At 63.7% G+C, this 20,995-nt stretch carries 17 protein-coding genes, 1 tRNA gene and 2 pseudogenes; 13 read left to right on the top strand and 7 right to left on the bottom strand.

Going from position 1 to position 20,995, the window contains the following annotated elements:
• Positions 1-136 precede the first annotated feature (136 nt).
• The gene (gene cmk, locus EN804_RS25525; RefSeq protein WP_135921637.1) at positions 137-787 is read right to left on the bottom strand and encodes a (d)CMP kinase; all 651 of its coding nucleotides are present in this window, start codon (positions 785-787) and stop codon (positions 137-139) included.
• 260 nt (positions 788-1,047) lie between these two features.
• Complete coding sequence (gene aroA / locus EN804_RS25520; RefSeq protein WP_135921636.1) at positions 1,048-2,406, bottom strand: 3-phosphoshikimate 1-carboxyvinyltransferase; 1,359 nt, start codon at positions 2,404-2,406, stop codon at positions 1,048-1,050.
• 206 nt (positions 2,407-2,612) lie between these two features.
• Here aroA and EN804_RS25515 point away from each other — a divergent pair, with 206 nt between their 5' ends.
• Together EN804_RS25515 and EN804_RS25510 are read left to right on the top strand one after the other, a co-directional pair.
• Complete coding sequence (locus EN804_RS25515; protein WP_127275813.1) at positions 2,613-3,005, top strand: TIGR02300 family protein; 393 nt, start codon at positions 2,613-2,615, stop codon at positions 3,003-3,005.
• Between the two features lie 172 nt (positions 3,006-3,177).
• Positions 3,178-3,253: transfer RNA gene (locus EN804_RS25510), tRNA-Ala, on the top strand.
• A 422-nt stretch (positions 3,254-3,675) separates the two neighbouring features.
• Here the strand turns inward: EN804_RS25510 and dgoD are convergent.
• Entirely contained in the window at positions 3,676-4,824 is a 1,149-nt protein-coding gene (gene dgoD / locus EN804_RS25505; protein ID WP_135921635.1) for a galactonate dehydratase, read from the bottom strand.
• A gap of 8 nt (positions 4,825-4,832) precedes the next feature.
• Positions 4,833-5,522 (bottom strand): FadR/GntR family transcriptional regulator, encoded by a 690-nt coding sequence (locus EN804_RS25500; protein ID WP_245520832.1) that lies wholly within the window; start codon positions 5,520-5,522, stop codon positions 4,833-4,835.
• Positions 5,523-5,779: 257 nt separating this feature from the next.
• Here EN804_RS25500 and EN804_RS25495 point away from each other — a divergent pair, with 257 nt between their 5' ends.
• From EN804_RS25495 to EN804_RS25470, 6 genes are all read left to right on the top strand, one after another.
• On the top strand, positions 5,780-6,769 hold the full coding sequence (locus tag EN804_RS25495) for an arabinose ABC transporter substrate-binding protein (protein ID WP_127275810.1): 990 nt from the start codon (positions 5,780-5,782) through the stop codon (positions 6,767-6,769).
• A 71-nt stretch (positions 6,770-6,840) separates the two neighbouring features.
• Positions 6,841-8,352 carry an L-arabinose ABC transporter ATP-binding protein AraG gene (araG, locus tag EN804_RS25490; protein ID WP_135921634.1) on the top strand — a complete coding sequence of 504 codons (1,512 nt, stop codon included), beginning with the start codon at positions 6,841-6,843 and terminating at the stop codon, positions 8,350-8,352.
• Between the two features lie 9 nt (positions 8,353-8,361).
• Entirely contained in the window at positions 8,362-9,312 is a 951-nt protein-coding gene (gene araH, locus EN804_RS25485; RefSeq protein WP_135921633.1) for an L-arabinose ABC transporter permease AraH, read from the top strand.
• A gap of 25 nt (positions 9,313-9,337) precedes the next feature.
• Positions 9,338-10,117: an SDR family oxidoreductase gene (locus EN804_RS25480; RefSeq protein ID WP_135917321.1), complete on the top strand. Its 780-nt coding sequence runs from the start codon at positions 9,338-9,340 to the stop codon at positions 10,115-10,117.
• A gap of 17 nt (positions 10,118-10,134) precedes the next feature.
• On the top strand, positions 10,135-11,847 hold the full coding sequence (gene araD / locus EN804_RS25475; RefSeq protein WP_135921632.1) for an L-arabinonate dehydratase: 1,713 nt from the start codon (positions 10,135-10,137) through the stop codon (positions 11,845-11,847).
• An 11-nt stretch (positions 11,848-11,858) separates the two neighbouring features.
• Positions 11,859-12,764, top strand: coding sequence for a dihydrodipicolinate synthase family protein (locus tag EN804_RS25470; RefSeq protein ID WP_135921631.1), 906 nt, complete (start codon positions 11,859-11,861; stop codon positions 12,762-12,764).
• Positions 12,765-12,778: 14 nt separating this feature from the next.
• On the opposite strand, the pseudogene EN804_RS25465 reads toward EN804_RS25470, so the two are convergent.
• The 3 genes and pseudogenes from EN804_RS25465 to EN804_RS25455 all read right to left on the bottom strand — a co-directional run bounded on the left by EN804_RS25465 (position 12,779) and on the right by EN804_RS25455 (position 16,049).
• Positions 12,779-13,524: pseudogene (locus EN804_RS25465) on the bottom strand (SDR family NAD(P)-dependent oxidoreductase).
• A gap of 60 nt (positions 13,525-13,584) precedes the next feature.
• Positions 13,585-15,096 carry an altronate dehydratase family protein gene (locus EN804_RS25460; RefSeq protein WP_135921630.1) on the bottom strand — a complete coding sequence of 504 codons (1,512 nt, stop codon included), beginning with the start codon at positions 15,094-15,096 and terminating at the stop codon, positions 13,585-13,587.
• A gap of 278 nt (positions 15,097-15,374) precedes the next feature.
• Complete coding sequence (locus tag EN804_RS25455; RefSeq protein ID WP_127278177.1) at positions 15,375-16,049, bottom strand: GntR family transcriptional regulator; 675 nt, start codon at positions 16,047-16,049, stop codon at positions 15,375-15,377.
• Positions 16,050-16,380: 331 nt separating this feature from the next.
• Here EN804_RS25455 and EN804_RS25450 point away from each other — a divergent pair, with 331 nt between their 5' ends.
• From EN804_RS25450 to EN804_RS38100, 5 genes and pseudogenes are all read left to right on the top strand, one after another.
• Positions 16,381-17,883 (top strand): sugar ABC transporter ATP-binding protein, encoded by a 1,503-nt coding sequence (locus tag EN804_RS25450; protein WP_135921629.1) that lies wholly within the window; start codon positions 16,381-16,383, stop codon positions 17,881-17,883.
• Positions 17,880-18,869: an ABC transporter permease gene (locus EN804_RS25445; protein ID WP_189524570.1), complete on the top strand. Its 990-nt coding sequence runs from the start codon at positions 17,880-17,882 to the stop codon at positions 18,867-18,869. Before EN804_RS25450 ends, EN804_RS25445 begins: the two co-directional genes overlap by 4 nt.
• A complete protein-coding gene (locus EN804_RS25440) occupies positions 18,869-19,864 on the top strand; it encodes an ABC transporter permease (protein WP_127278179.1) in 996 nt (331 codons plus the stop codon). Before EN804_RS25445 ends, EN804_RS25440 begins: the two co-directional genes overlap by 1 nt.
• Positions 19,861-20,493 carry a sugar ABC transporter substrate-binding protein gene (locus EN804_RS38105; RefSeq protein ID WP_348642053.1) on the top strand — a complete coding sequence of 211 codons (633 nt, stop codon included), beginning with the start codon at positions 19,861-19,863 and terminating at the stop codon, positions 20,491-20,493. The genes EN804_RS25440 and EN804_RS38105 overlap by 4 nt, the downstream gene beginning before the upstream one ends.
• Positions 20,376-20,828: pseudogene (locus EN804_RS38100) on the top strand (substrate-binding domain-containing protein); the annotation flags it as partial. The gene EN804_RS38105 and the pseudogene EN804_RS38100, both read left to right, overlap by 118 nt.
• Positions 20,829-20,995 lie beyond the last annotated feature (167 nt).

The following is a 20,995-nucleotide window of genomic DNA, read 5'->3' as shown; positions in this document are numbered from 1 at the left end:
GCGTTCCGGGCTAAAAAGCCCTGGGCCGCTTTTCGAGCGGCAATTCCGGCGCATGAAGAATGCTGGCAGGCTGGTTCGTGCCCGATATGGGTATTTTCTTCGCCTCCGGCAACGGAAACGCGGGAGAAAACCCGGATCAGGCCTTGTTTCTCTTGGCCAGCACGTCGTCGATAACAGACATGGCCGCGAGAAACGCGGCTTCTATAGCCATTTCGCTGGTATCAAGCAAGTGCGCGTCGGCGGCCGGCTTCAGCGGCGAGTCGGCCCGGCCCATGTCGCGCTCGTCGCGGCGTTGGATATCGGCAAGGATTTCGGCGAAATTGGCGGTGCCGCCGATGCTTTCGATCTCGGCCAGCCGGCGGCGTGCCCGCACTTCGGCACTCGCCGTCACATAGAGTTTGATGTCGGCGTCGGGGCAGACGACGGTGCCGATGTCGCGCCCGTCGAGCACCGCGCCCGGCGGCGTCCTGGCGAAATCGCGCTGCTTTTCGACCAGGATGCGGCGCACGGTCGGGAAAACCGCGACCTTCGAAGCCGCTTCGCCAACCGCATGCGCCGACAGCACCGCGCGGTCGAGCTTTGCCAGGTCGACCTGGCGCGCCGCGGTCTCCGCCGCCGAGACATTGTCGAGCGGCAGCGCGTGCTGGATCAGCGCATAGGCCACCGCCCGGTAGGTGAGGCCGGTGTCGAGCAGGTTCAGCCGGTAGTGGTCGGCCAGACGGCGGGCGAGGGTGCCCTTGCCGGCACCGGCAGGGCCGTCGATGGCGATGGTGAAGGGGTGGGTCATTCGCGGGCCGTCGATCCCAACGCGTTCGTCATCCTAGGGCGGAGCAGGAGCGAAGCTCCGTCGCGGAGACCCTGGGATCCATGCCGTGTCCTCAACCGAAGGATGCCGCGGAGCAGAATATTGCACCGTTGTGGAGCGTTGAAGTCACGGCATGGATCCTGGGGTCTGCGCCGCGTCGCTCCGCGCCTTGCTTCGCCCCAGGATGACGAAGGGAGGGATGTCGGCATCCAATCTCCGAGGTTTGCAATTGCCATCGACAATCACTCAATCTCCGCGCCCAGCCCCGTCATCAGCCCCATGAACTCCGGAAAGCTCGTCGCGATCATCGCCTGGTCATCGATGGTGACCGGCTTTTCCGTCGCCAGTCCCATCACCAGAAAGCTCATGGCGATGCGGTGATCGAGATGGGTCTGCACGGTCGTATCCAGGCCGTTGGGATGGCCTCCCAGGCCCTTGCCGCCAGGCCTGCCGAGCACGGCGAGCGAAGCTTCGCCCTCTGTGCAGTCGACGCCGTTGAGTTTCAGCCCGTTGGCCACCGCTGACAGCCGATCAGATTCCTTCACCCGCAATTCTTCCAGCCCCTGCATCAGCGTCTCGCCCTCGGCGAAGCTGGCGGCAACAGCCAGCACCGGGTACTCGTCGATCATCGACGGCGCCCGCTCCGGCGGCACGGTGACTCCCTTGAGTTCGGAATAGCGCACGCGCAGATCGGCGACATCCTCGCCACCGGCATTGCGCCGGTTCAAAATGTCGATCTGGCCGCCCATTTCCTGCAGCGTCAGAAGCAGGCCGGTGCGGGTCGGGTTCATCAGCACGTTCTCGATCGTGATGTCCGAGCCCGGCACGATCAGCGCCGCAACCAGCGGGAAACCGGCCGAGGAAGGGTCGCCCGGCACCGCGATGGTCTGGCCGGTGAGCTTGCCCTGGCCTTCGATGAAGATGTGGCGCACGCCGCGCTCGTCGGTCTCGACCGACAGATTGGCGCCAAAGCCTTTCAGCATCTTTTCGGTGTGGTCGCGCGTCATCACCGGCTCGATCACGGTGGTGATGCCCGGCGTGTTGAGGCCGGCCAGCAGCACCGCCGACTTCACCTGCGCCGAGGCCATCGGCACGCGGTAGGTGATCGGGGCTGCGTGCTTCGGGCCATGCAGTGTGATCGGCATGCGGTCGCCGGGCGTCGCCTTCAGCACCTGCACGCCCATCTGGCGCAGGGGTTCGAGCACGCGGCCCATCGGCCGGCCGGACAGCGAGGCATCGCCGATGAAGGTCGTTTCCATGTCATAGGTGCCGACAAGCCCCATGGTCAGCCGCGAGCCGGTGCCGGCGTTACCGAAGTCGAGCGGGCCTTCCGGCTGCAGCAGCGCGCCGTTGCCGGTGCCGCGGATCACCCATTCGGCGCCGTGCTTCTCTATATGCGCGCCCATCGCCTTCATGGCCGCGCCCGTGCGCATCACGTCCTCGCCCTCGAGCAGGCCGGTGATGCGCGTTTCGCCGGAGGCAAGCCCCCCGAACATGAAGGAGCGGTGCGAGATCGATTTGTCGCCCGGCACACGGGCCGTGCCGGAAAGGGCGGATGATTTGCGGGCGGTGGCCGGCTTGGCAGCGGCGGCGTGTGACATGGAATTTCCCTGGACGGAATGCCGGCGGTCCGGCGCTTTTCATTTGTTGCGGCGGTCTCCTATCACGGCGAGGCGAAATGGTCATCCCCATGGTCGTCACTTGGCGCGAGGCCTTTGAATGCTTGGTTTTGTGACGCCGGCTTTTCGCTTTGACAGCGCTGCAAACTGTGGTTAAGGGGACCACTCTTTTATTGACGAGGCTTGCCGTGGCAAAAACCGAACTTGGCACAAAACGCATCGACCCTGAAACGGGCCGGAAATTCTACGACCTGAACAAAGACCCGATCGTCTCGCCCTATACCGGCAAGAGCTATCCGCGTTCCTATTTCGACGAAGGCAAGATCGCCGCCGTCGAGGAGGAGGAGGAAGTGGCCGAGAAGGAAGTGGACGCCGAGGACGAAGAGGGCGCCGAAGTCGTTTCGCTGGAAGAGGCCGATGACGAGGCCAAGGGCGGCGACGATCTTCCCGATCTCGGCGACGACGAGGATGATGTCGATCTCGGCGACGACGAGGATGACACCTTCCTTGCCGACGAAGAGGAAGAAGACGACGACGTTGCCGACATGATCGGCGTCGGCGACGACGACGACGAGGTCTGACAAGGTCTCGAACGCAAGCGTTTGCCGGCTTTCACGGCTTGTGAAGAAAAAGCCGCCGATGAAGGCTTGATATCTGGGAAAGGCGGGGTTAGAAGCCGCCTGCACTAACGGCGCGGTCTTCCAACCCTCGCCGATCTCTCGCCGGAAACGGCGCCGGCAGACTGCCGGGAGTGGGGCCATAGCTCAGTTGGGAGAGCGCTTGAATGGCATTCAAGAGGTCGTCGGTTCGATCCCGATTGGCTCCACCAAGTTCTCTAGAGTTTCAGCTTTTTTGTCAGCGCGCATGCTAACTGGTCCGTCTCCGTTTCAGCGGGGTGGGATAGGTCAATGCGGAACGGCAGTCTGATTACACTCGCTCTTGCTGGGTTGGCGCTGGCACTTACCGCATGCGACCCTCCGCCGGGCATCGTCAGGATGCGCCGCGATAGCGACAACAAACAGGCTCTATGCTTCATCGGGGCGGATAACTCTGGACGCAACTCGCTTGGGAACAACGCATCGATTTCCGTCGTTCGATGCGTTGCCGCTTGTGAGAAGCTGGGTTTCGTTATCGAAAAGAGTTCCCGTCTGATCTCATCGTGAACACGGACGGCGTTGGTGACGTGTCAGAAGACCGTTGCTCGATAATGCTGAGAAAAAAATGTGGTAGCTTGGCTGCTGACCTCGCTGCTCACCACTCGGCGAAGGAGCCGTCCTTGTGGCGCCAGATCGGGTTGCGCCAGCGGTGGCCTTCCTTGGCCCGCTCCTTGACATAGTCCTCGTCGATCTCGACTCCGAGCCCCGGGCCGTCGGGGATGGCGACATAGCCATCCTCGTAGCGGAAGACGTCCTTGTTGGCGGCGTAGTCGAGCAGGTCGTTGGCGGCGTTGTAGTGGATGCCCAGGCTCTGCTCCTGGATGAAACAGTTGTAGCTCACGGCATCGAGCTGCAGGCAGGCGGCGAGCGCGATCGGTCCGAGCGGGCAGTGCGGCGCCACCGCCACGTCATACGCCTCCGCCATAGCCGCGATCTTGCGGCACTCGGTGATGCCGCCGGCATGCGACAGATCGGGCTGGATGATGTCGACGACGCCTTCCTCGAACACGGATTTGAAGTCCCAGCGGCTGTAGAGCCGCTCGCCGAGCGCGATCGGCGTCGAGCCAAGGGCGGCGATCTCCTTCAGCGCCTCGCGGTTTTCGCTGAGCACCGGCTCCTCGATGAACATCAGGCGGTAGGGCTCCAATTCCTTGACGAGGATGCGGGCCATCGGCCGGTGGACGCGGCCATGGAAATCGACGGCGATGCCGATATTGGGCCCGACCGCCTCGCGCACCATCGCGACGCGTTCGACGGCGGCATCTATTCTGTCGTGGCTGTCGACAATCTGCAGTTCCTCCGTACCGTTCATCTTGAGCGCCAGGAAGCCGCGGGCCACGACTTCCTTGGCGCCAGCCGCCACTTCCGCCGGCCGGTCGCCGGCGATCCAGGAATAGACCTTGATGGTGTCGCGCAGTCTGCCGCCGAGCAGTTCATGCACGGGCACGCCGAGCGCCTTGCCCTTGATGTCCCACAGCGCCTGGTCGATGCCTGCAATGGCGCTCATCAGGATCGGCCCGCCGCGGTAGAAGCCGCCGCGATGCATCACCGTCCAATGATCCTCGATCAGGCGAGGATCCTTGCCGATGAGATAATCGCCAAGCTCCTTGACCGCCGCTTCGACGGTCAACGCGCGGCCTTCGACCACCGGCTCGCCCCAGCCGGTGACGCCGGCATCTGTCTCGATCTTCAGGAACAGCCAGCGTGGCGGAACGATGTAGGTGGTGAGCGAGATGATTTTCATGCGCGGTCTCAGTTGTTCTTGAGTTTCTTGGCGCTGACGAGGTCGCGCGCCGCAAGGTCGAGAATCCGGTTGGCGGCACCACGCGCCGCCCCGGCGTCGCGCATGCGCAGCGCCTCCACCACTTCGCGGTGCGCCGCCACGGCTTTCATGCGGCGGTCGAGCGAGATGGTTGCCGTCGCTTCCAGCGAGAATTTCAGCCCGGTGTCGATCAGGTTGCCGATCTGGCGGAAGATCGGGTTGTGGCTGGCGGCATAGACGATCTGGTGGAAAGCAATGTCGCTGCGCGAGAAGGCGGCGAGGTCCTCGCCGGCATCAGCCATGCCGCGCCACGCGGCCTCCAGATCGGCGATCTCCTGCAGCGTCGCGCGCGTGGCGGCCAACTCGGCGACCAGCGGCTCGATGGCCCGGCGTGTCTCCAGGATGGCATCGAACAGCTTGTCGTCAAGCGCATGCGGCGCGTGCCAGGCCAGCACTTGCGGGTCGATGATGTTCCAGTCGTCCTCGTTGCACACGATGGTGCCGACGCGCGGCCGCGATAGCACCAGCCCCTTGGCGGCCAGCACCTTCAGGGCTTCGCGGATGACGGTGCGGCTGACGCCATACTCGACGCCGAGTTCGTTTTCGGTGGGCAGGGAAGAGCCGGCCGGATAGCGCCCGGAAAAGATGTCGGAGGCGATCGCCTTCGTCACATCGGGCATGACGCGCGGGCGGCGCGTGGTCGTGTCGGCTGAAGCCTTCTTAGACGTTTCGGTCACCTCAGCCCTCCTCCAAGGCGGCGAACCCACTGGTTTCGCACAACCGGCCCGGCCTTACCGGATGCGGATGATTTGCGCCAGCGATCCCTGGTCAGAGCATGTATCTTAATTATCATACCAGATCAATTGACGAGTATGATAAAAACAATTAGAGACTCCTGCATCCGGGCTGAGCGCCCGGCCATCGCTGGGAGGTAATCATGCGACTTCTGAAGACCGCGCTCGTCGCGGGCGCGCTTGCCGTGCTGTCCGTCACGACCATCGCTGCATATGCTCAGGACACCAAGATCGGCTTCATCGTCAAACAGCCCGAGGAGCCGTGGTTCCAGGACGAATGGAAGTTCGCCGACCAGGCCGCCAAGGAAAAGGGTTTTACCCTCGTCAAGATCGGCGCCGAGGACGGTGAGAAGCTGATGTCGGCGATCGACAATCTCGGCGCGCAAGGCGCCCAGGGCTTCATCGTCTGCACGCCGGACGTAAAGCTTGGCCCCGGCATCGTCGCCAAGGCCACCGCCAACAATCTCAAGCTGATGACCGTCGACGACCGTCTGGTCGGCGCCGACGGCAAGGCGCTCGAAGACGTGCCGCATATGGGCATCTCGGCCACCAAGATCGGTGAGGCCGTCGGCCAGGCGATCGTCGATGAGATGAAGGCGCGCGGCTGGAAGGCCGACGAAGTCGGTGCGATCCGCGTTTCCTATGACCAGTTGCCGACCGCCGTCGACCGTGTCGAAGGCGCCATCTCGGTGCTGAAGGCCAACGGCTTCAAGGCCGAGAACATTTTCGACGCTCCCCAGGCCAAGACCGACACCGAAGCAGCCCTCAATGCCGCGACGGTGGTGCTCAACGCCCATGCCGACATCAAGAAGTGGGTCTCTTTCGGCCTCAACGACGAAGCGGTGCTCGGTGCAGTGCGCGCATCCGAAAGCGTCGGCATTGCTGCTGACGGCATGATCGGCGTCGGCATCGGCGGCGCGGATTCGGCGATCAACGAATTCAAGAAGCCGACCGCCACTGGCTTTGTCGGCACCGTGATCATCTCGCCGAAGCGCCATGGCTACGAGACGGCGCTCAACATGTATGACTGGGTCGCCAACAACAAGGAACCGGAGAAGCTGATCCTGACCTCCGGCGCGCTGGCCAAACGCGACGACTACCAGAAGGTCCGCCAGGGCCTCGGCATCGAATAATCCTCCCTGTACAAACAGGCGGCGGCTCATGCCGCCGCCTGTTTGCCGTGGCACAAGAAGGATCGACGCCCGTGTCCTTTCTCGACTTCTCGCACATCACCAAGACCTATCCGGGTGTCAAGGCGCTGTCGGACGTCTCGTTCGGCGTCGACAGGGGCGCAGTGCATGGCCTGATGGGCGAAAACGGCGCCGGTAAATCGACCCTGATCAAGATCCTGTCGGGCGACCAGCATGCGGACGAAGGCGAGATCCGCATCGACGGCAAGGTCCAGGCCTATGCCTCGACAAGGGATGCCTTCGACAATGCGGTCATCGTCATTCATCAGGAATTGCAGCTCGTGCCGGAACTCACCGTCGCCGAGAACCTCAGCCTCGGCCGCTTTCCCGCCAGCGCCGGCGTCATCGCGCGCGGCAAGATGCTGGAGGACGTCGGCGCCAAGCTGAAATCGGCCGGCATCGACATCGATATCAGCCGCAAGGTCAAGACGCTGTCGATCGGCGAGCGCCAGATGATCGAGATCGCCAAGGCAATCATGCTCGACGCGCGCGTCATCGCGCTGGACGAGCCGACCTCGTCGCTGTCGTCGCGCGAGAGCGAAATCCTGTTTGCCCTGATCGACCGCCTGCGCGGCGAGGGCAAGGTCATCATCTATGTCTCGCACCGGCTCGACGAGGTGTTCCGCCTCTGCGACAGCCTGACCGTGCTGCGCGACGGCAAGCTCGCGGCGCACCACGCATCGCTGAAAGGCGTCACCCGCGACCAGGTTGTCGCCGAAATGGTCGGCCGCGAAATCTCCGACATCTGGGGGTTTCGGCCACGCAAGGCCGGCGACATCAGGCTAGAGGTCGAAGCCATCTCCGGAGCAAAACTGAAGACACCGGCCAGTTTCGAGGCAAGGGCCGGCGAGATCGTCGGCTTCTTCGGCCTCATCGGTGCAGGCCGCTCGGAACTGATGCGGCTGGTCTTCGGCGCCGACCCGCGCTCGGGCGGCACCATCACGGTGGATGGCGAGGCGATCCATGCCGCCGACCCACATGGCGCGATCCGCGCCGGCATCGTGCTGTGTTCGGAAGACCGCAAGCATGACGGCATCATCCAGGGCCGCTCGATCGAGGAGAACATCAACATCTCCTCGCGGCGCCATCACGCGCGCTTCGGCATCCTGAACCGCGCCAGCGAGATCGCCACGGCCGAAACCTTCATCAAGAAGCTCAAGGTGCGCACGCCATCGCGCAAGCAGGACATCATCAATCTCTCCGGCGGGAACCAGCAGAAGGTCATCCTTGGCCGCTGGCTGTCGGAGCAGGGCGTACGCGTCCTCATCGTCGATGAGCCGACACGCGGCATCGACGTCGGCGCCAAGTCGGAAATCTACGAACTGCTCTACCAGCTTGCCGAGGATGGCATGGCGATCGTCGTCGTCTCGTCCGACCTGCCGGAGGTGATGGGCATTTGCGACCGTATCCTGGTGATGTGCGGCGGGCGCATCAATGCCGAGCTTGCACGCAACCAGTTCGCCGAGAAGGCGATCCTGGCCGCGGCACTTCCCGACACCAAAACCCCCGACGCCATCGCATCCTGAGGACCTGACATGACCGATCAGCTGAAGAAGATTGTGCTCGGCGAACAGGGCCTCGTCGTCATCTTCGTCGTTGCCTTCGCGCTGGTCTCGCTGCTGGTTCCCAATTTCCTCACCGACCGCAATATGCTTGGCCTGCTGCAGTCGGTGGTTACCGTCGGCATCGTTGCCTGCACCATGATGTTCTGTCTCGCGGCGCGCGACTTCGACCTGTCGGTTGGCTCCATCGTTGCCTTCGCTGGCATGGTCGCGGTGATGGCGTCGAACTACACAGGCTCGATCCTGCTCGGGCTGCTGGCGGCGATCGCCTGCGGTGCCTTTGTCGGCTTCATCAACGGTGTCGTCATCGCCAAATTCCGCATCAACGCGCTGATCACGACGCTGGCGACCATGCAGATCGTGCGCGGCCTTGCACTCATCGCATCCGACGGGCGCGCCGTCGGCATCAACAGCCCGGATTTCTATCAGCTCGCGCTGTCGAAATTCCTAGGCATACCGACGCCCGTCTGGGTGCTGGCGGTTCTGTTCGGCATTTTTGGCTTCGTGCTCAACCGCACCGTGTTCGGCAAGAACACGCTGGCCATTGGCGGCAATCCCGAAGCGTCACGGCTGGCCGGCGTCAATGTCGACCGCACGCGCATCTGGATTTTCGCCCTGCAAGGCGTCGTCTGCGGCATCGCCGGCATCCTGCTGGCGTCACGCATCACCTCCGGACAGCCCAACGCGGCGGTCGGGCTTGAACTCTCGGTCATCTCGGCCTGCGTGCTCGGCGGCGTGTCGCTTGCCGGCGGACGTGCCACAATGTCCGGCGTCATCGTCGGCGTGCTGATCATGGGCATCGCCGAGAACGCCATGAACCTGCTCAACATCCCGGCCTTTTACCAGTACATCGTGCGCGGCGTGATCCTGCTCCTCGCCGTGCTGCTTGACAATCTGCGTTCGTCGGCCTTGGGCCGGCGTTGACCCGTCTTCGACTGGAGTGACACCCATGGCTGAGCGCCTGTCCGGCAAACGCATCTTCCTGACAGGCGCCGCGCAAGGCATCGGGCTGGCCATCGCCGAGGCCTGTCTTGCCGAGGGTGCGAAATTGTTCCTCGTCGACCAGGACGGCACGTTGCTGGAGAAGACCGTCGCGGGTCTCGCGGCACCCAAGGGGCATGTCGGGCATGCGACAGCCGACATCAGCGACGGGGTCGCGATAAAAGCAGCCGTTGCCCGCGCGAACGCCGAGATAGGTCCGGTTAACGCATTGATCAACAATGCCGGAATGAACGTTTTCTCGACGCCGCTGGAGGCCACCGAAGAAGAGTGGACCCGCAATTTCGACGTCAACGTCAAGGGCGCCTGGAACTGCAGCAAGGCGGTGCTGCCGGGCATGCTGGCGAATGGCGGCGGGGCGATCCTCAACATCGCCTCGACCCACGGCTTCACCATCATCCCACACACTTTTCCCTATCCTGTCGCCAAGCACGCTCTGCTTGGGCTGACCAAATCGCTGGCGCTCGAATATGCCGGGCAGGGCGTGCGCGTGAACGCGCTGGCGCCGGGCTATGTCGAGACGCAGAAGGCCATCGACTACTGGAACAGTTTTCCTGATCCGGCGGCGGCGCGCGCCAACACCATGGCGCTGCATCCCGGCGGCCGCATTGCCTCGGCGCGCGAGATCGCCCTTGCCGCCGTGTTCATGATTTCCGACGAGTGCCCGTTCATGAACGCGGCGACCCTCGTCGTCGATGGCGGGCTGAGCCAGCTTCAGCATCCCGCCTGAGCACCGGGAGAAGGCCATTGACCAGGAGACGATCGCAGCATTGGTTCGGCGGCCAAGGCAAGGATGCCTTCATCCATCGCAGCTGGATGAAGAACAACGGCCTGCCCGACGATGCTTTCGATGGCCGCCCGGTGATCGGCATCTGCAATACCTTCTCCGAATTCACCCCGTGTCATGTGCATTTTCGCGGCTTGGTCGAGCACATCAAGGCCGGCGTGCTGGAGGCCGGCGGCCTGCCCCTGGAATTCCCCGTGTTCTCCTGCGGCGAATCCAATCTGCGGCCGACGGCGATGCTGTTCCGCAACCTCGCCTCGATGGATGTCGAGGAGGCGATCCGCGGCAATCCGATGGATGGCGTCGTGCTGATGGCCGGATGCGACAAGACCACGCCGTCACTGGTCATGGGGGCTGCCTCCTGCGACCTGCCGTCGATCGTCATTTCCGGTGGGCCGATGCTCAATGGCCGCTTCCAGGGTCGTCAGATCGGCTCCGGCACCGATGTGTGGAAATTCTCCGAGGATGTGCGAGCCGGCATCATGAGCGAGCAGGATTTCGCCAATGCCGAGAGCGCCATGTCGCGCTCGCCTGGGCACTGCATGACCATGGGCACGGCCTCGACCATGGCCTCGATGGTCGAAGCGCTCGGGCTGGCGTTGCCCGGCAACGCCGCCTATCCCGCCGTCGACGCGCGACGCAACCGCATCGCCCGCATGACCGGGCGGCGTATCGTCGAGATGGTCAATGACGATCTGCGCCCCTCGGCCATTCTTACCAAGCAGGCTTTCGCCAACGCCATCCGCGTCAACGGCGCCATCGGCGGCTCGACCAATGCGGTCGTGCATCTGCTGGCGATTGCAGGCCGCGTCGGCACCGAACTCAGCCTCGATGACTGGGATGCCTTCGGTCGCGACGTGCCGACCATCCTCGACCTGATGCCATCAGGCCGTTTCCTGATGGAGGATTTCTGCTACGCCGGCGGCATTCCGGCGGTCATGAAAGAGATCGCCGACATGCTCGATCTCGACGCGCTGACGGTCACCGGCAAGCGCGTACGCGACAACATCGCCGACGCCCGGAATGACAATCCCGAGGTCATCCGTCCGCGCGACAGGGCGCTGACGCCGCATGGCGGTATCGCGGTGCTGCGTGGCAATCTGGCACCCGATGGCGCCATCATCAAACCGTCGGCCGCTTCACCATCCCTGATGAAGCATCGCGGCCGCGCCGTCGTCTTCGAGGACATAGACGACTACAAGGCGCGCATCGACGATCCCGCACTCGACATCGACGAGACCTCGATCATGGTGCTCAGGAATTGCGGCCCCAAGGGCTATCCGGGCATGGCCGAGGTCGGCAACATGGCGCTGCCGCAAAAGCTCCTGAAAAAGGGCGTCCGCGACATGATCCGCATTTCCGACGCCCGCATGTCCGGCACCGCCTTCGGCACGGTCGTGCTGCATGCCGCACCCGAAGCCGCCGTCGGTGGTCCGCTGGCGCTGGTCAGGAGCGGCGACATGATCGAACTCGATGTCGAGGCGCGGAAGCTGCATCTCGACGTGTCGGAACAGGAGCTGGCGCGGCGGCGTCAATCCTGGCAGCCGCCCGAGCCGGCGATGCGCGGCGGCTATCAGGGCCTCTATGTCGACCATGTCCTGCAGGCCGACCGTGGCGCCGATCTCGACTTTCTGGTCGGCAACCGTGGCCACGCCATTCCGCGCGAAAGCCATTGAGGGCGCGTGGGATGCCAAAATTCCAGCCCGATGATTTCCACGGCATTCACGCCATCCTCTACGCCCTGTTCGACGCCCAGGAAAAACTCGACCGCGCGGCGATGCGCAGGCAGGTCGAGATCTGCCTGGCGAGCGGCGTGCATGGGATGGCGGCGCTTGGCCTCGCGACAGAAGTCGCCAAGCTGACCGAGGCGGAGCGCCGCACGATCATGGAGTGGACGGCGCAGGACACCGCCGGCAAGGTACCGCTCGCCTTCACCATCTTCGGGTCTTCCGTTGCCGAGCAGATATCCCAGGTCCGGCATGCGGAAAGCCTCGGCGCAGATTGGGTCATCCTGCAGCCGCCGCCAGTTGGATCCTATGGAGCGCCCGAATACATCCGCTTTTTTGGCCGCGTCGCCGAGGCAACCGACCTGCCGGTGGCGATCCAGAACGCGCCGGCCTTTTTCGGCCGTGGCCTGACATCGGACGAGATTCGCGAGCTCGTCACGCTCCACCCCAACATCAGGCTGATCAAGGGCGAAGGCCCGGTCACCGACATTGCCGGCCTGATCGAGCGCACCGAAGGCCGCATCCCCGTCTTCAACGGGCGGGGCGGGCTGGAATTGACCGACAATTTCCGCATCGGTTGCCGTGGCATGATCCTGGCGCCTGATGGCATCGACCACGCCGTGCGCGCCTATCAGGCGTTCCGCGCCGAAGACGAAGCAGCGGCCGAGGCGGCGTACGAAAGAATGCTGCCGGCGGTGGTCTTCGTCATGCAAGGCATCGAGAACCTGATCTGCTACGGCAAGCGGCTGTTCGGCGCCCGCGCCGGTATCCAGATTCACGACCGTGCGCCAGCGATGCGGCCAAACGAGACCGGGCTTGCGATGGTGCAGCGCTTCGCCGCCAGCCTTGGTCGGCTGTCTGCCTGAACAGCGTCTTTCCGTCAGTAGGTCGTTCGCCCGCCCGACAGGTCGAAGGTGGAAGCGGTTGTAAAGCTGTTTTCCTTGGAGACGAGCCAGGCGACCATGGCGGCGGCCTCGTCGACCTCCAGCAGGCGGCCGCGCGGGATGCGCGAGCCCATGTATTCGATGTGCTCGGCCGTCAGCTGTTCGAGGATGCGCGTCTGCGCAGTGGCCGGCGAGATGCAGTTGACGGCGATGTCGTACTGCGCCAGCTCCTTGCCGAGCGACTTGGTCATGCCGATGACGGCGGCCTTCGAGGCCGAATAGGCGGCGGCGTTGGGGTTGCCCTCCTTGCCTGCGACCGAGGCGATGTTGACGATGCGCCCGTAATTGCGCTCCTTCATCCCCGGCACCACGGCGCGGTTGACGTAGAAGGTGCCGTTGACGTTGACGTCGATGATTTTCTTCCACACATCGACGTCGTAGGTGTCGAGCGGGGCGGCGGGGCCGGCAATGCCCGCCGAATTGACGAGGATGGAGATCTTGTTCGCGATCTCCTCCGTCCTGGCACGCGCGCGTCCACCGAACCCCAATCGGCTATGTCCACGACAAGCGTCGTGGCTGCCTTGCCGAGTTCCCGCTTGGCCGTATCGAGGCGCGCCTCGTCGAGGTCCCACAAGGTGACCGTCGCGCCCGAGGCGACAAAACGCTTTGCCATCGCGAAGCCGAGGCCTTGCGCGCCTCCGGTAACCACGGCGTGTTGGCCGTCAAGGTCTATCCTGTTCATGCCGAGCGGTTCTTTCCGTCTGAGATACTGGGGGGTACGTGTTGAAAGTGAGCGGTACTGCTACATCGTCGCGCCGATGCTCCAGGGCACGAACTCATTGTCGCCATAGCCGAGCGCTTCCGACTTGGTGCGCCCGCCCGATGCCACGCGCAGGATCTCGGCGAAGATCTCCTCGCCCTTGTCCGCCAGCGTCACGCCGTCGAGGATGTCGCCGCAATTGATGTCCATGTCGTCGGGCATCTGCTCGAAGATGAAGGAGTTGGAGGCGAGCTTGATCGACGGCGTCGGCTTGCAGCCGAAGGCCGAACCGCGCCCGGTGGTGAAGCACAATATGTTGGCGCCGCCCGCCACCTGACCGGTCGCCGAGACCGGGTCGTAGCCTGGCGTGTCCATGAAGACGAGGCCGCGCTCGTTGATAGGCTCGGCATATTCCAGCACCGCGCGCAGATTGGTCGTGCCGCCCTTGGCGGAGGCGCCCAGCGACTTCTCCAGGATGGTGGTCAGCCCGCCGAGCTTGTTGCCGGGAGACGGATTGTTGTTCATCTCCATGTCGTGCCTGGCGGTATAGTCCTCCCACCAGCGGATACGCTCGACCAGCTTTTCGCCGACGGCCCGGCTTTCGGCTCGGCGCGTCAAGAGATGCTCCGCGCCGTAGATTTCGGGTGTTTCAGAAAGGATGGCGGTCCCTCCCTGGGCGACCAGCAGATCTACTGCCGCGCCCAGCGCCGGATTGGCGCTGATACCGGAATAGCCGTCCGAGCCGCCGCATTGCAGCGCCAGCACCAGCTCGGAAGCCGGCTGTGGCGTCCGCTCCGCGGCATTGACGATCGGCAGCATCTCGACGATGGCCTTCACCCCGGCATCGACGGTCTTGCGGGTGCCGCCGGTTTCCTGGATCGTCATTGTGCGGAACGTGGTGCTTTCCTCGATGTTATAAGATTGCATCCAACGCGGGATCTGGAAAGCTTCGCAGCCAAGTCCGACCATCAGCACGCCGCCGACATTGGGATTGGTGGCAAAACCCCACTGCGTGCGCTTCAGCAGATCGTAGGCCGGGCCCTTGGTGTCGATGCCGCATCCGGTGCCGTGCACGAGCGCAATGGCGCCGTCGACATTGGGATAGTCGCGCAGCATGCCTGAACGGTTGACCTCTTCCACGATGAAGCGGGCGACGCTGGCTGAGCAGTTTACCGAGGTCAGGACAGCGATGAAATTGCGCGTGCCGACTTTGCCGTTGGACCTGCGGTAGCCCATGAAAGTCGCCCGTTCGCCATCGGGAAGGAACGGCGTTTCCCTGACGTCGGTGCCATGCTCGTAGTCGCGCTCGAAATCGCGCAGGTAGACATTGTGCTCGTGCACCCAATCTCCGGCCGCGATCGGCCCACGCGCGAAGCCGATGGTTTGGCCATACTTTACGATCGGTTCATCCGCCCCGATGTCGAGCATGGCCATCTTGTGGCCGCGCGGGATGCGAGCCCTCGCAGCCACGTCGCCGGCCTTTTCGCCGGCCGCCAATGGATCGACCGCCAGTAGGATGTTGTCGGCGTGCGATAGCTTGATGAAGCGCGTCATTACCCAAACTCTGAAAAGGCCACCCCGAACATAGCCGGGGGGCGAAAGGCGTAAAGAATACTAATATAATAGAATGTTAGTGGTCAAGCGTCGCCTGGATAAGCTGCGTTCGCCGGGTGTTAAGGGAGAGAGTTGGTGGCGGAACGGATGACGGCCAGCACCTCCGGCCAGACCGCGGCGTGCGTCCTGGTATTCCGCGATCGCCTATGCCTCAGGCCGATACAAAGTCCCATTCTTTGCATGCGCCAATCATGTCCCGGTTGCGGTGCCGTCCGGCTTCAGCCGAGAAGCTCGGCGGCGACTTCGAGCGTGTTGCGGAAGGACGTTTCGAGGTGGTGCTCCATCGCCCGCGCGGCGCCTTCAGCATCGTGACGCTTCAGCGCGTCGAGGATGGCTTCGTGCTGCTCGATCGTCTGTTCGCCGTAGCCGGGCTTTGGAATGGCGAGGTAGCGGCCGCGATCCATCTGCGCCTTGGAAATATCGACGGCGCGCCAAATCATCGGCAGGCCGCAAATCTCGGCAATGGTGCGATGGAAGACGTCGTCGAGCTGGATCGCGGTGGCGTATCGGCCGCGCGATATGGCAAGCCGATGTGCCGCCATATTGTCCTCCAGCAGTTCGGCCGACGCCGGTGTGAGCTTGACGGCCGCGCGCCGTGCGCTCTCCATCTCCAGTGCCCGCCGGATGACATAGGCTTCTTCCAGATCGGCACGACTGATCGGCGCGACATAGGTGCCGGTCTGCGCCAGGATCTTCACCAGGCCTTCGTCGCTGATGCGCTTGACGGCTTCCCGCACCGGCGTGCGCGAGACGCCGAGCGCTTCGGCGATCGCCACCTCGTTGATCACTTCCCCCGGCTTCATCTGCCCGACGACGATCAGGTTGCGGATCTTGTGATAGATCTGATCGCGGAGCGGCAGAGCCCGATTGAGGGTCGAAGGGTCAAGGTCCATGGCAAATCCGTAGCTTCGTTCACCGGAAATGATCAGATTATATTAGAATGTAAATCGGAATGCACCCGATGCGAGGGGTGGTCTCTATCGACAATGGGATGGTCGCGCAGGTCATCGGAATCCAGCTTGCCAGAATTGTTATATTAGTGCAATAGATCCTCGATAGTGATGAATTTCACCGCGAAGTGAAGGCCTGAACCAAGCTGCACGCCGAGAGGGCATGCCTTCTGGCCGCATTGGTTCGCGCTCTAAAATGGAATTATACTAAAATAACACAACAGCTCGATGCCAAGGACAACGGGCCGGCCTGCCGGGAGGAACCTAGCCAGACATGACTGTCGCCGCCGACTGCGCCTTGGACATGAGAGGCATAAGCAAGACGTTTCCGGGCGTGAAGGCTCTGTCAAACGTCAATTTTGCCGTCAGGTTCGGCACCGTGCATGCGGTCGTGGGCGAGAACGGCGCCGGCAAATCGACGCTGATGAAAGTGCTCAACGGCTCCTACGCGCCGACCAGCGGCACCATCAAGGTCGGTGGCGCCGAGGTGCGCATTCGCCGTCCCGCCGACGCCCAGGCTCTCGGCATCCGCATGGTGCACCAGGAAATCAATCTGGTGCCGGACCTGACTGTCGCGGAAAACGTCTATCTCGGCCGCATGCCCGGCAAATGGACCTTTCTGCGCAAGGGCGAGATGGTCAGGAAGGCCGGCGCCGTCCTTGCCGAACTCGGAGCGGCCATCAATCCGCGCGAGCGGCTGGGCAATCTGTCGATCAGCCAGCAGCAGCTCGTCGAGATCGCCAAGGCCTATGCCGCGCAACCCCGGATCATCGTGCTGGATGAGCCGACATCGAGCCTCAGCGAGCATGAAACAACAGCGCTGTTCAGGATCCTGCGCAAGATGCGCGATGACGGCATCGCCATCATCTACATCAGTCATCGCTTGAAGGACGTGCTCGAGATCGCCGACGAGGTGACCGTGCTGCGCGACGGCTCCATGATCGAGACGCGCCCGATCGAAGGCATCACCGCCGCGCAGATGATCAGGCTGATGGTCGGCCGCGAGGTCAGTAACGTCTTTCCCAAAAGCCAGGCCGAGATCGGCAAGTCGGTGCTGCGCGTCGAGCGCATCAGCGACGGCACGCGCTTCCGCAATGTCAGCTTCGAGGTGCGAGCCGGCGAGATACTGGGCCTGACCGGCCTGGTTGGTGCCGGCCGCACCGAGGTGGCGCGCGCAATCTTCGGCCTGTCGCGCCTCGTCGAGGGCACGGTCAGCGTCAACGGCCGCGAGGTCTCGATCAATTCCCCATCGCAGGCCGTTAAGGCCGGGATTGCGTACGTTCCGGAGGACCGCAAGGGCGATGGCATCGTGCCTGGCATGTCCATCCGGGAGAACATCAGCCTGCCCATCCTGCGGCGCCTGAGCCGTTTCGGGCGCATCAGGCGAAGTGCCGACCGGGCATTGGCGGCGGACTACGTGAAGCAGTTTTCGATTTCGCCGCCCGATGGCGAACGGCGCATCAATCTCCTTTCCGGCGGCAATCAGCAGAAGGCGGTCATCGCCAAATGGCTTGCCGCCAGGCCGTCGGCGCTGATCCTCGACGAGCCGACGCGCGGCGTCGACGTCGGCGCCAAGGCCGAGATCCACAACATCATCGGCCAGCTCGTCGCAAGCGGCATGGCGGTGGTGATGATCTCGTCCGAACTGCCCGAGATCCTGGGCGTCTGCGACCGTGTCGTGGTCATGCGCGACGGACATGCCTGCGAGCCGCTGGAGCGCGCCGAACTCAGCGAAGAGCGCATCATGGCCCTGGCGACCGGGGAGGAAATGGCGTGACCGACGCGGCCGTGGAGATCGTCACCCCCGACCGCTTTACGCGCGGCAGCAAGCTTGTCGATGCCCTGTCTAAGGCGGGCCTCGCTTTCGCCATCCTGGCCGTCATGCTCTATGGCTCACTTGTCAGCCCTGCTTTCTTCACATCCGGCAACCTCCTCAATGTGCTGACCTCGATGTCCATCGTCGGCATCGTCGTCGTCGGCATGACCTTCGTGCTGGTGGTCGGTGGCCTGGCTGACCTGTCGGTGCCGGCCACGATCGCCTGCGGCGCCATCCTGTCGCTCGGGCTGCAGCCGATGATCGGGCCTCTGCCCGCCTTTGTCCTTGCGGTCGGCCTCGCCGGTCTGATCGGCCTGCTCAACGGCGTGCTGGTCGGTTATGTCGGCATCAATCCCATCATCGCCACGCTCGGCATCGGCACCATCGGGCTGGGCATCGTCCAGGCTGCCGTTGGCGGCGTCATCGTCTATGGCAGCAATCCCGCCTCGGCCGAATTCGCCAAGGGCCGCCTGTTCGGCATTCCGGTCGTGGTGCTGATCTTCCTGGTCATTGCCCTCATCGGCCATTTCGTCCTGTCGCGCTCCTTCTGGGGCCGATGGACGCTCGCCAGCGGCGGCAATTACAGCGCCGCCGAGGCAAGTGCCGTCCCCGTGCAGGCCGTGAAGGCCGGCGCCTTTGTGATCACGGCACTCGCCTCTGGCATTTCAGGCGGGCTGCTCGGCCTGACCTTGCAAAGCGCACGACCGCTCATCGGCGCCGGCTATGAATTCAGCGCCATCACCGCGGTGGTGGTCGGCGGCGTCTCGATCATCGGCGGCTTCGGCTCCGTGCCGCGGGCGATCGCCGGGCTGATCTTCGTGCAGCTTCTGACCAACGTCATGGTGCTCGACGGCGTGCGCACGCCGATCCAGGGTTTCGTGCTCGGCATCCTGATTGTCGGGGCTGTCGGCATGGATGCCGCGTTGCGCAAGCGGGGAGTGGCTTGATGCGTCTTCTCGTCCTCGCCTCGCGATACCGGGTCGTGATCATCCTCGGCCTTACCCTGGTCGCTTCCGCGCTGCTCGTTCCGGGTTATCTGTCGGCTTCGACGCTCAGCCTCGGCCTCGACAGGGCGGCCACGATCGGCCTGATCGCCATTGGGCTTACCGTGCTTCTGATATCGGGCCAGATCGACCTATCCGGTGGCGCGGTGTTCGCGCTGGCCGGGATCGTATCCGTCATCCTGCAGCGAGAGATCGGCATCCTGCCCGCCGCGATCGTCGCCATCCTTGCCGGCACGCTGGCGGGCGCCATCAACGGCGCCCTGGTCGTCGGGCTGAAGGTGAATTCGCTCGTCCTGACACTGGCCACGATGCTGATCTTCCGCTCGCTGGCGCACTGGATCACCAACAGCCAGCCGGTGTCGGGCACTGACATCATGCTTTCGCTGGCTCTGGCCAAGATCTACCTCGATGTCTTCACCATTCGCAGCGCACTGTTCATCATCCTGATCGTACTGCTGCATTTCTGGCTGACGCGCACCATTCCGGGCCGCAATGTCTTTGCCGTCGGCTCCAATCCGGCGGCCGCCAAGGAGAGCGGCATCGCTTCGGACCGCATCGTCTTTCTCGGCTTTGTCTTTGCCGGCACGCTTGCTGGCTTCGCCGGGGTTCTCCAGAGCCTCGTCACCAACACCGGGTCGCCCGTCTTCGGCTCGGAACTGACGGTTGCCGTCATCGCCGCGGTCGTTGTCGGCGGTACCCGCCTCGAAGGCGGCAGGGGATCCGCGCTCGGCACGCTTGGCGGCGTGCTGACGATCGGCTCGCTGACCATCGCGATGGAGTTCCAGTCCGTTCCCGCATACGTCCAGCAGGTCGTATCGGGGCTCATCCTGATCCTGCTCGTCATGCTCGATCGGGCCGTTACCACCACGGGGAGGGCTCAGGGCACACGCCCCGCGCTCGTTCGCGACAATCCAATCACTCAAGGAGGAAAAGCATGATTGGGAGGAAAAGCATGATTGGGAGGAAAGATATGATTGGCAAGAGAAGCATGCTCCAGATCGCCGCCGTGGCGTTGCTGGCGTCGACAGGCTGGGCCAATGCCAAGACGGTCTGCTATGTGACGGCGGCGGATTCGCACGCCTATGCGACGCCGGCCAACAAGGCGCTCGAGGCCCGTGCCAAGGAACTCGGCGTCGAGATTCTCAGCCTGAGTCAGGACTTCGACGTCCAGAAGGGCACCGAGCAGCTCAACACCTGCGTGGCGCGCAAGGTTGACGGCATCATCCTGTGGCCGCTCGACCCGCAGGCCTACATCCCTGGCCTGGCCCGCGCGCAGCAGGCCAACATCCCGGCGATCCTCATCAATTCGCCGATGAGCGACGACGCCAAGCCGTTCATCAAGTCCTTCACCGGACCTGACGTCTACGAGGAAGGCAAGCTGGCGGCGGATTCGCTGAGCAAGGCGCTCGGCGGCAAGGGCTCTGTCGTGATCATCGCCGGCCAGGCCGGCAACGGCACGACGATCGGCCGTGCGGCTTCACCGACCGCCTCAAGGAAACCAGCGCCGACATCAAGGTGCTCGACACCGTCAATGCCGACTTCGACCAGCAGAAGGCGCTGGTCGTGAGCCGCGACCTCATCACTCGCTTCGGTGACCAGATCGGCGGCGTCTATGCCAATGACGACACCATGGCACGCGGCTTCATCGACGCCTGGAAGGAGGCCAATCCCTCCAAGGCGGCGCCGCCGATCGTCGGCATCAACGGCCAGAAGGACGCGTTCGAATCGATCCGCACCAACGAAATGTATTCGACCATCGTGCAGTCGCCGGTCGAGGACGGCCGCCTGGCGATCGACACCATGGCCGAGATCATCGACGGCAAGGAGGTCAAGGACCGGCTGCCGATCCCGCTGACCGTCGTCACCAAGGACAATGTCAACGCGGTGGAACCGGCGTTCTGACAAGGCCAAGGCCGGCCCTGCATAGTTGGCCGGCCTCTCCGCTCGTTGCGGACGGCGCAGCATGAGGAAGAATTTCTAATTGCGGCGGAGGATTTGGAATAAACTAACTCTACAGAATTTATAGAATAAGCAATCTGCATCGGCGATCTGTTTCCCGGACAGGACCA

Source organism: Mesorhizobium sp. M8A.F.Ca.ET.161.01.1.1 (genome assembly GCF_004792105.1).
In the GTDB taxonomy this organism is placed as follows: Bacteria; Pseudomonadota; Alphaproteobacteria; order Rhizobiales; family Rhizobiaceae; genus Mesorhizobium.
The sequence above is the reverse complement of the archived record's forward strand: the minus strand, read 5'-3'. Positions and strand labels throughout refer to the sequence as shown.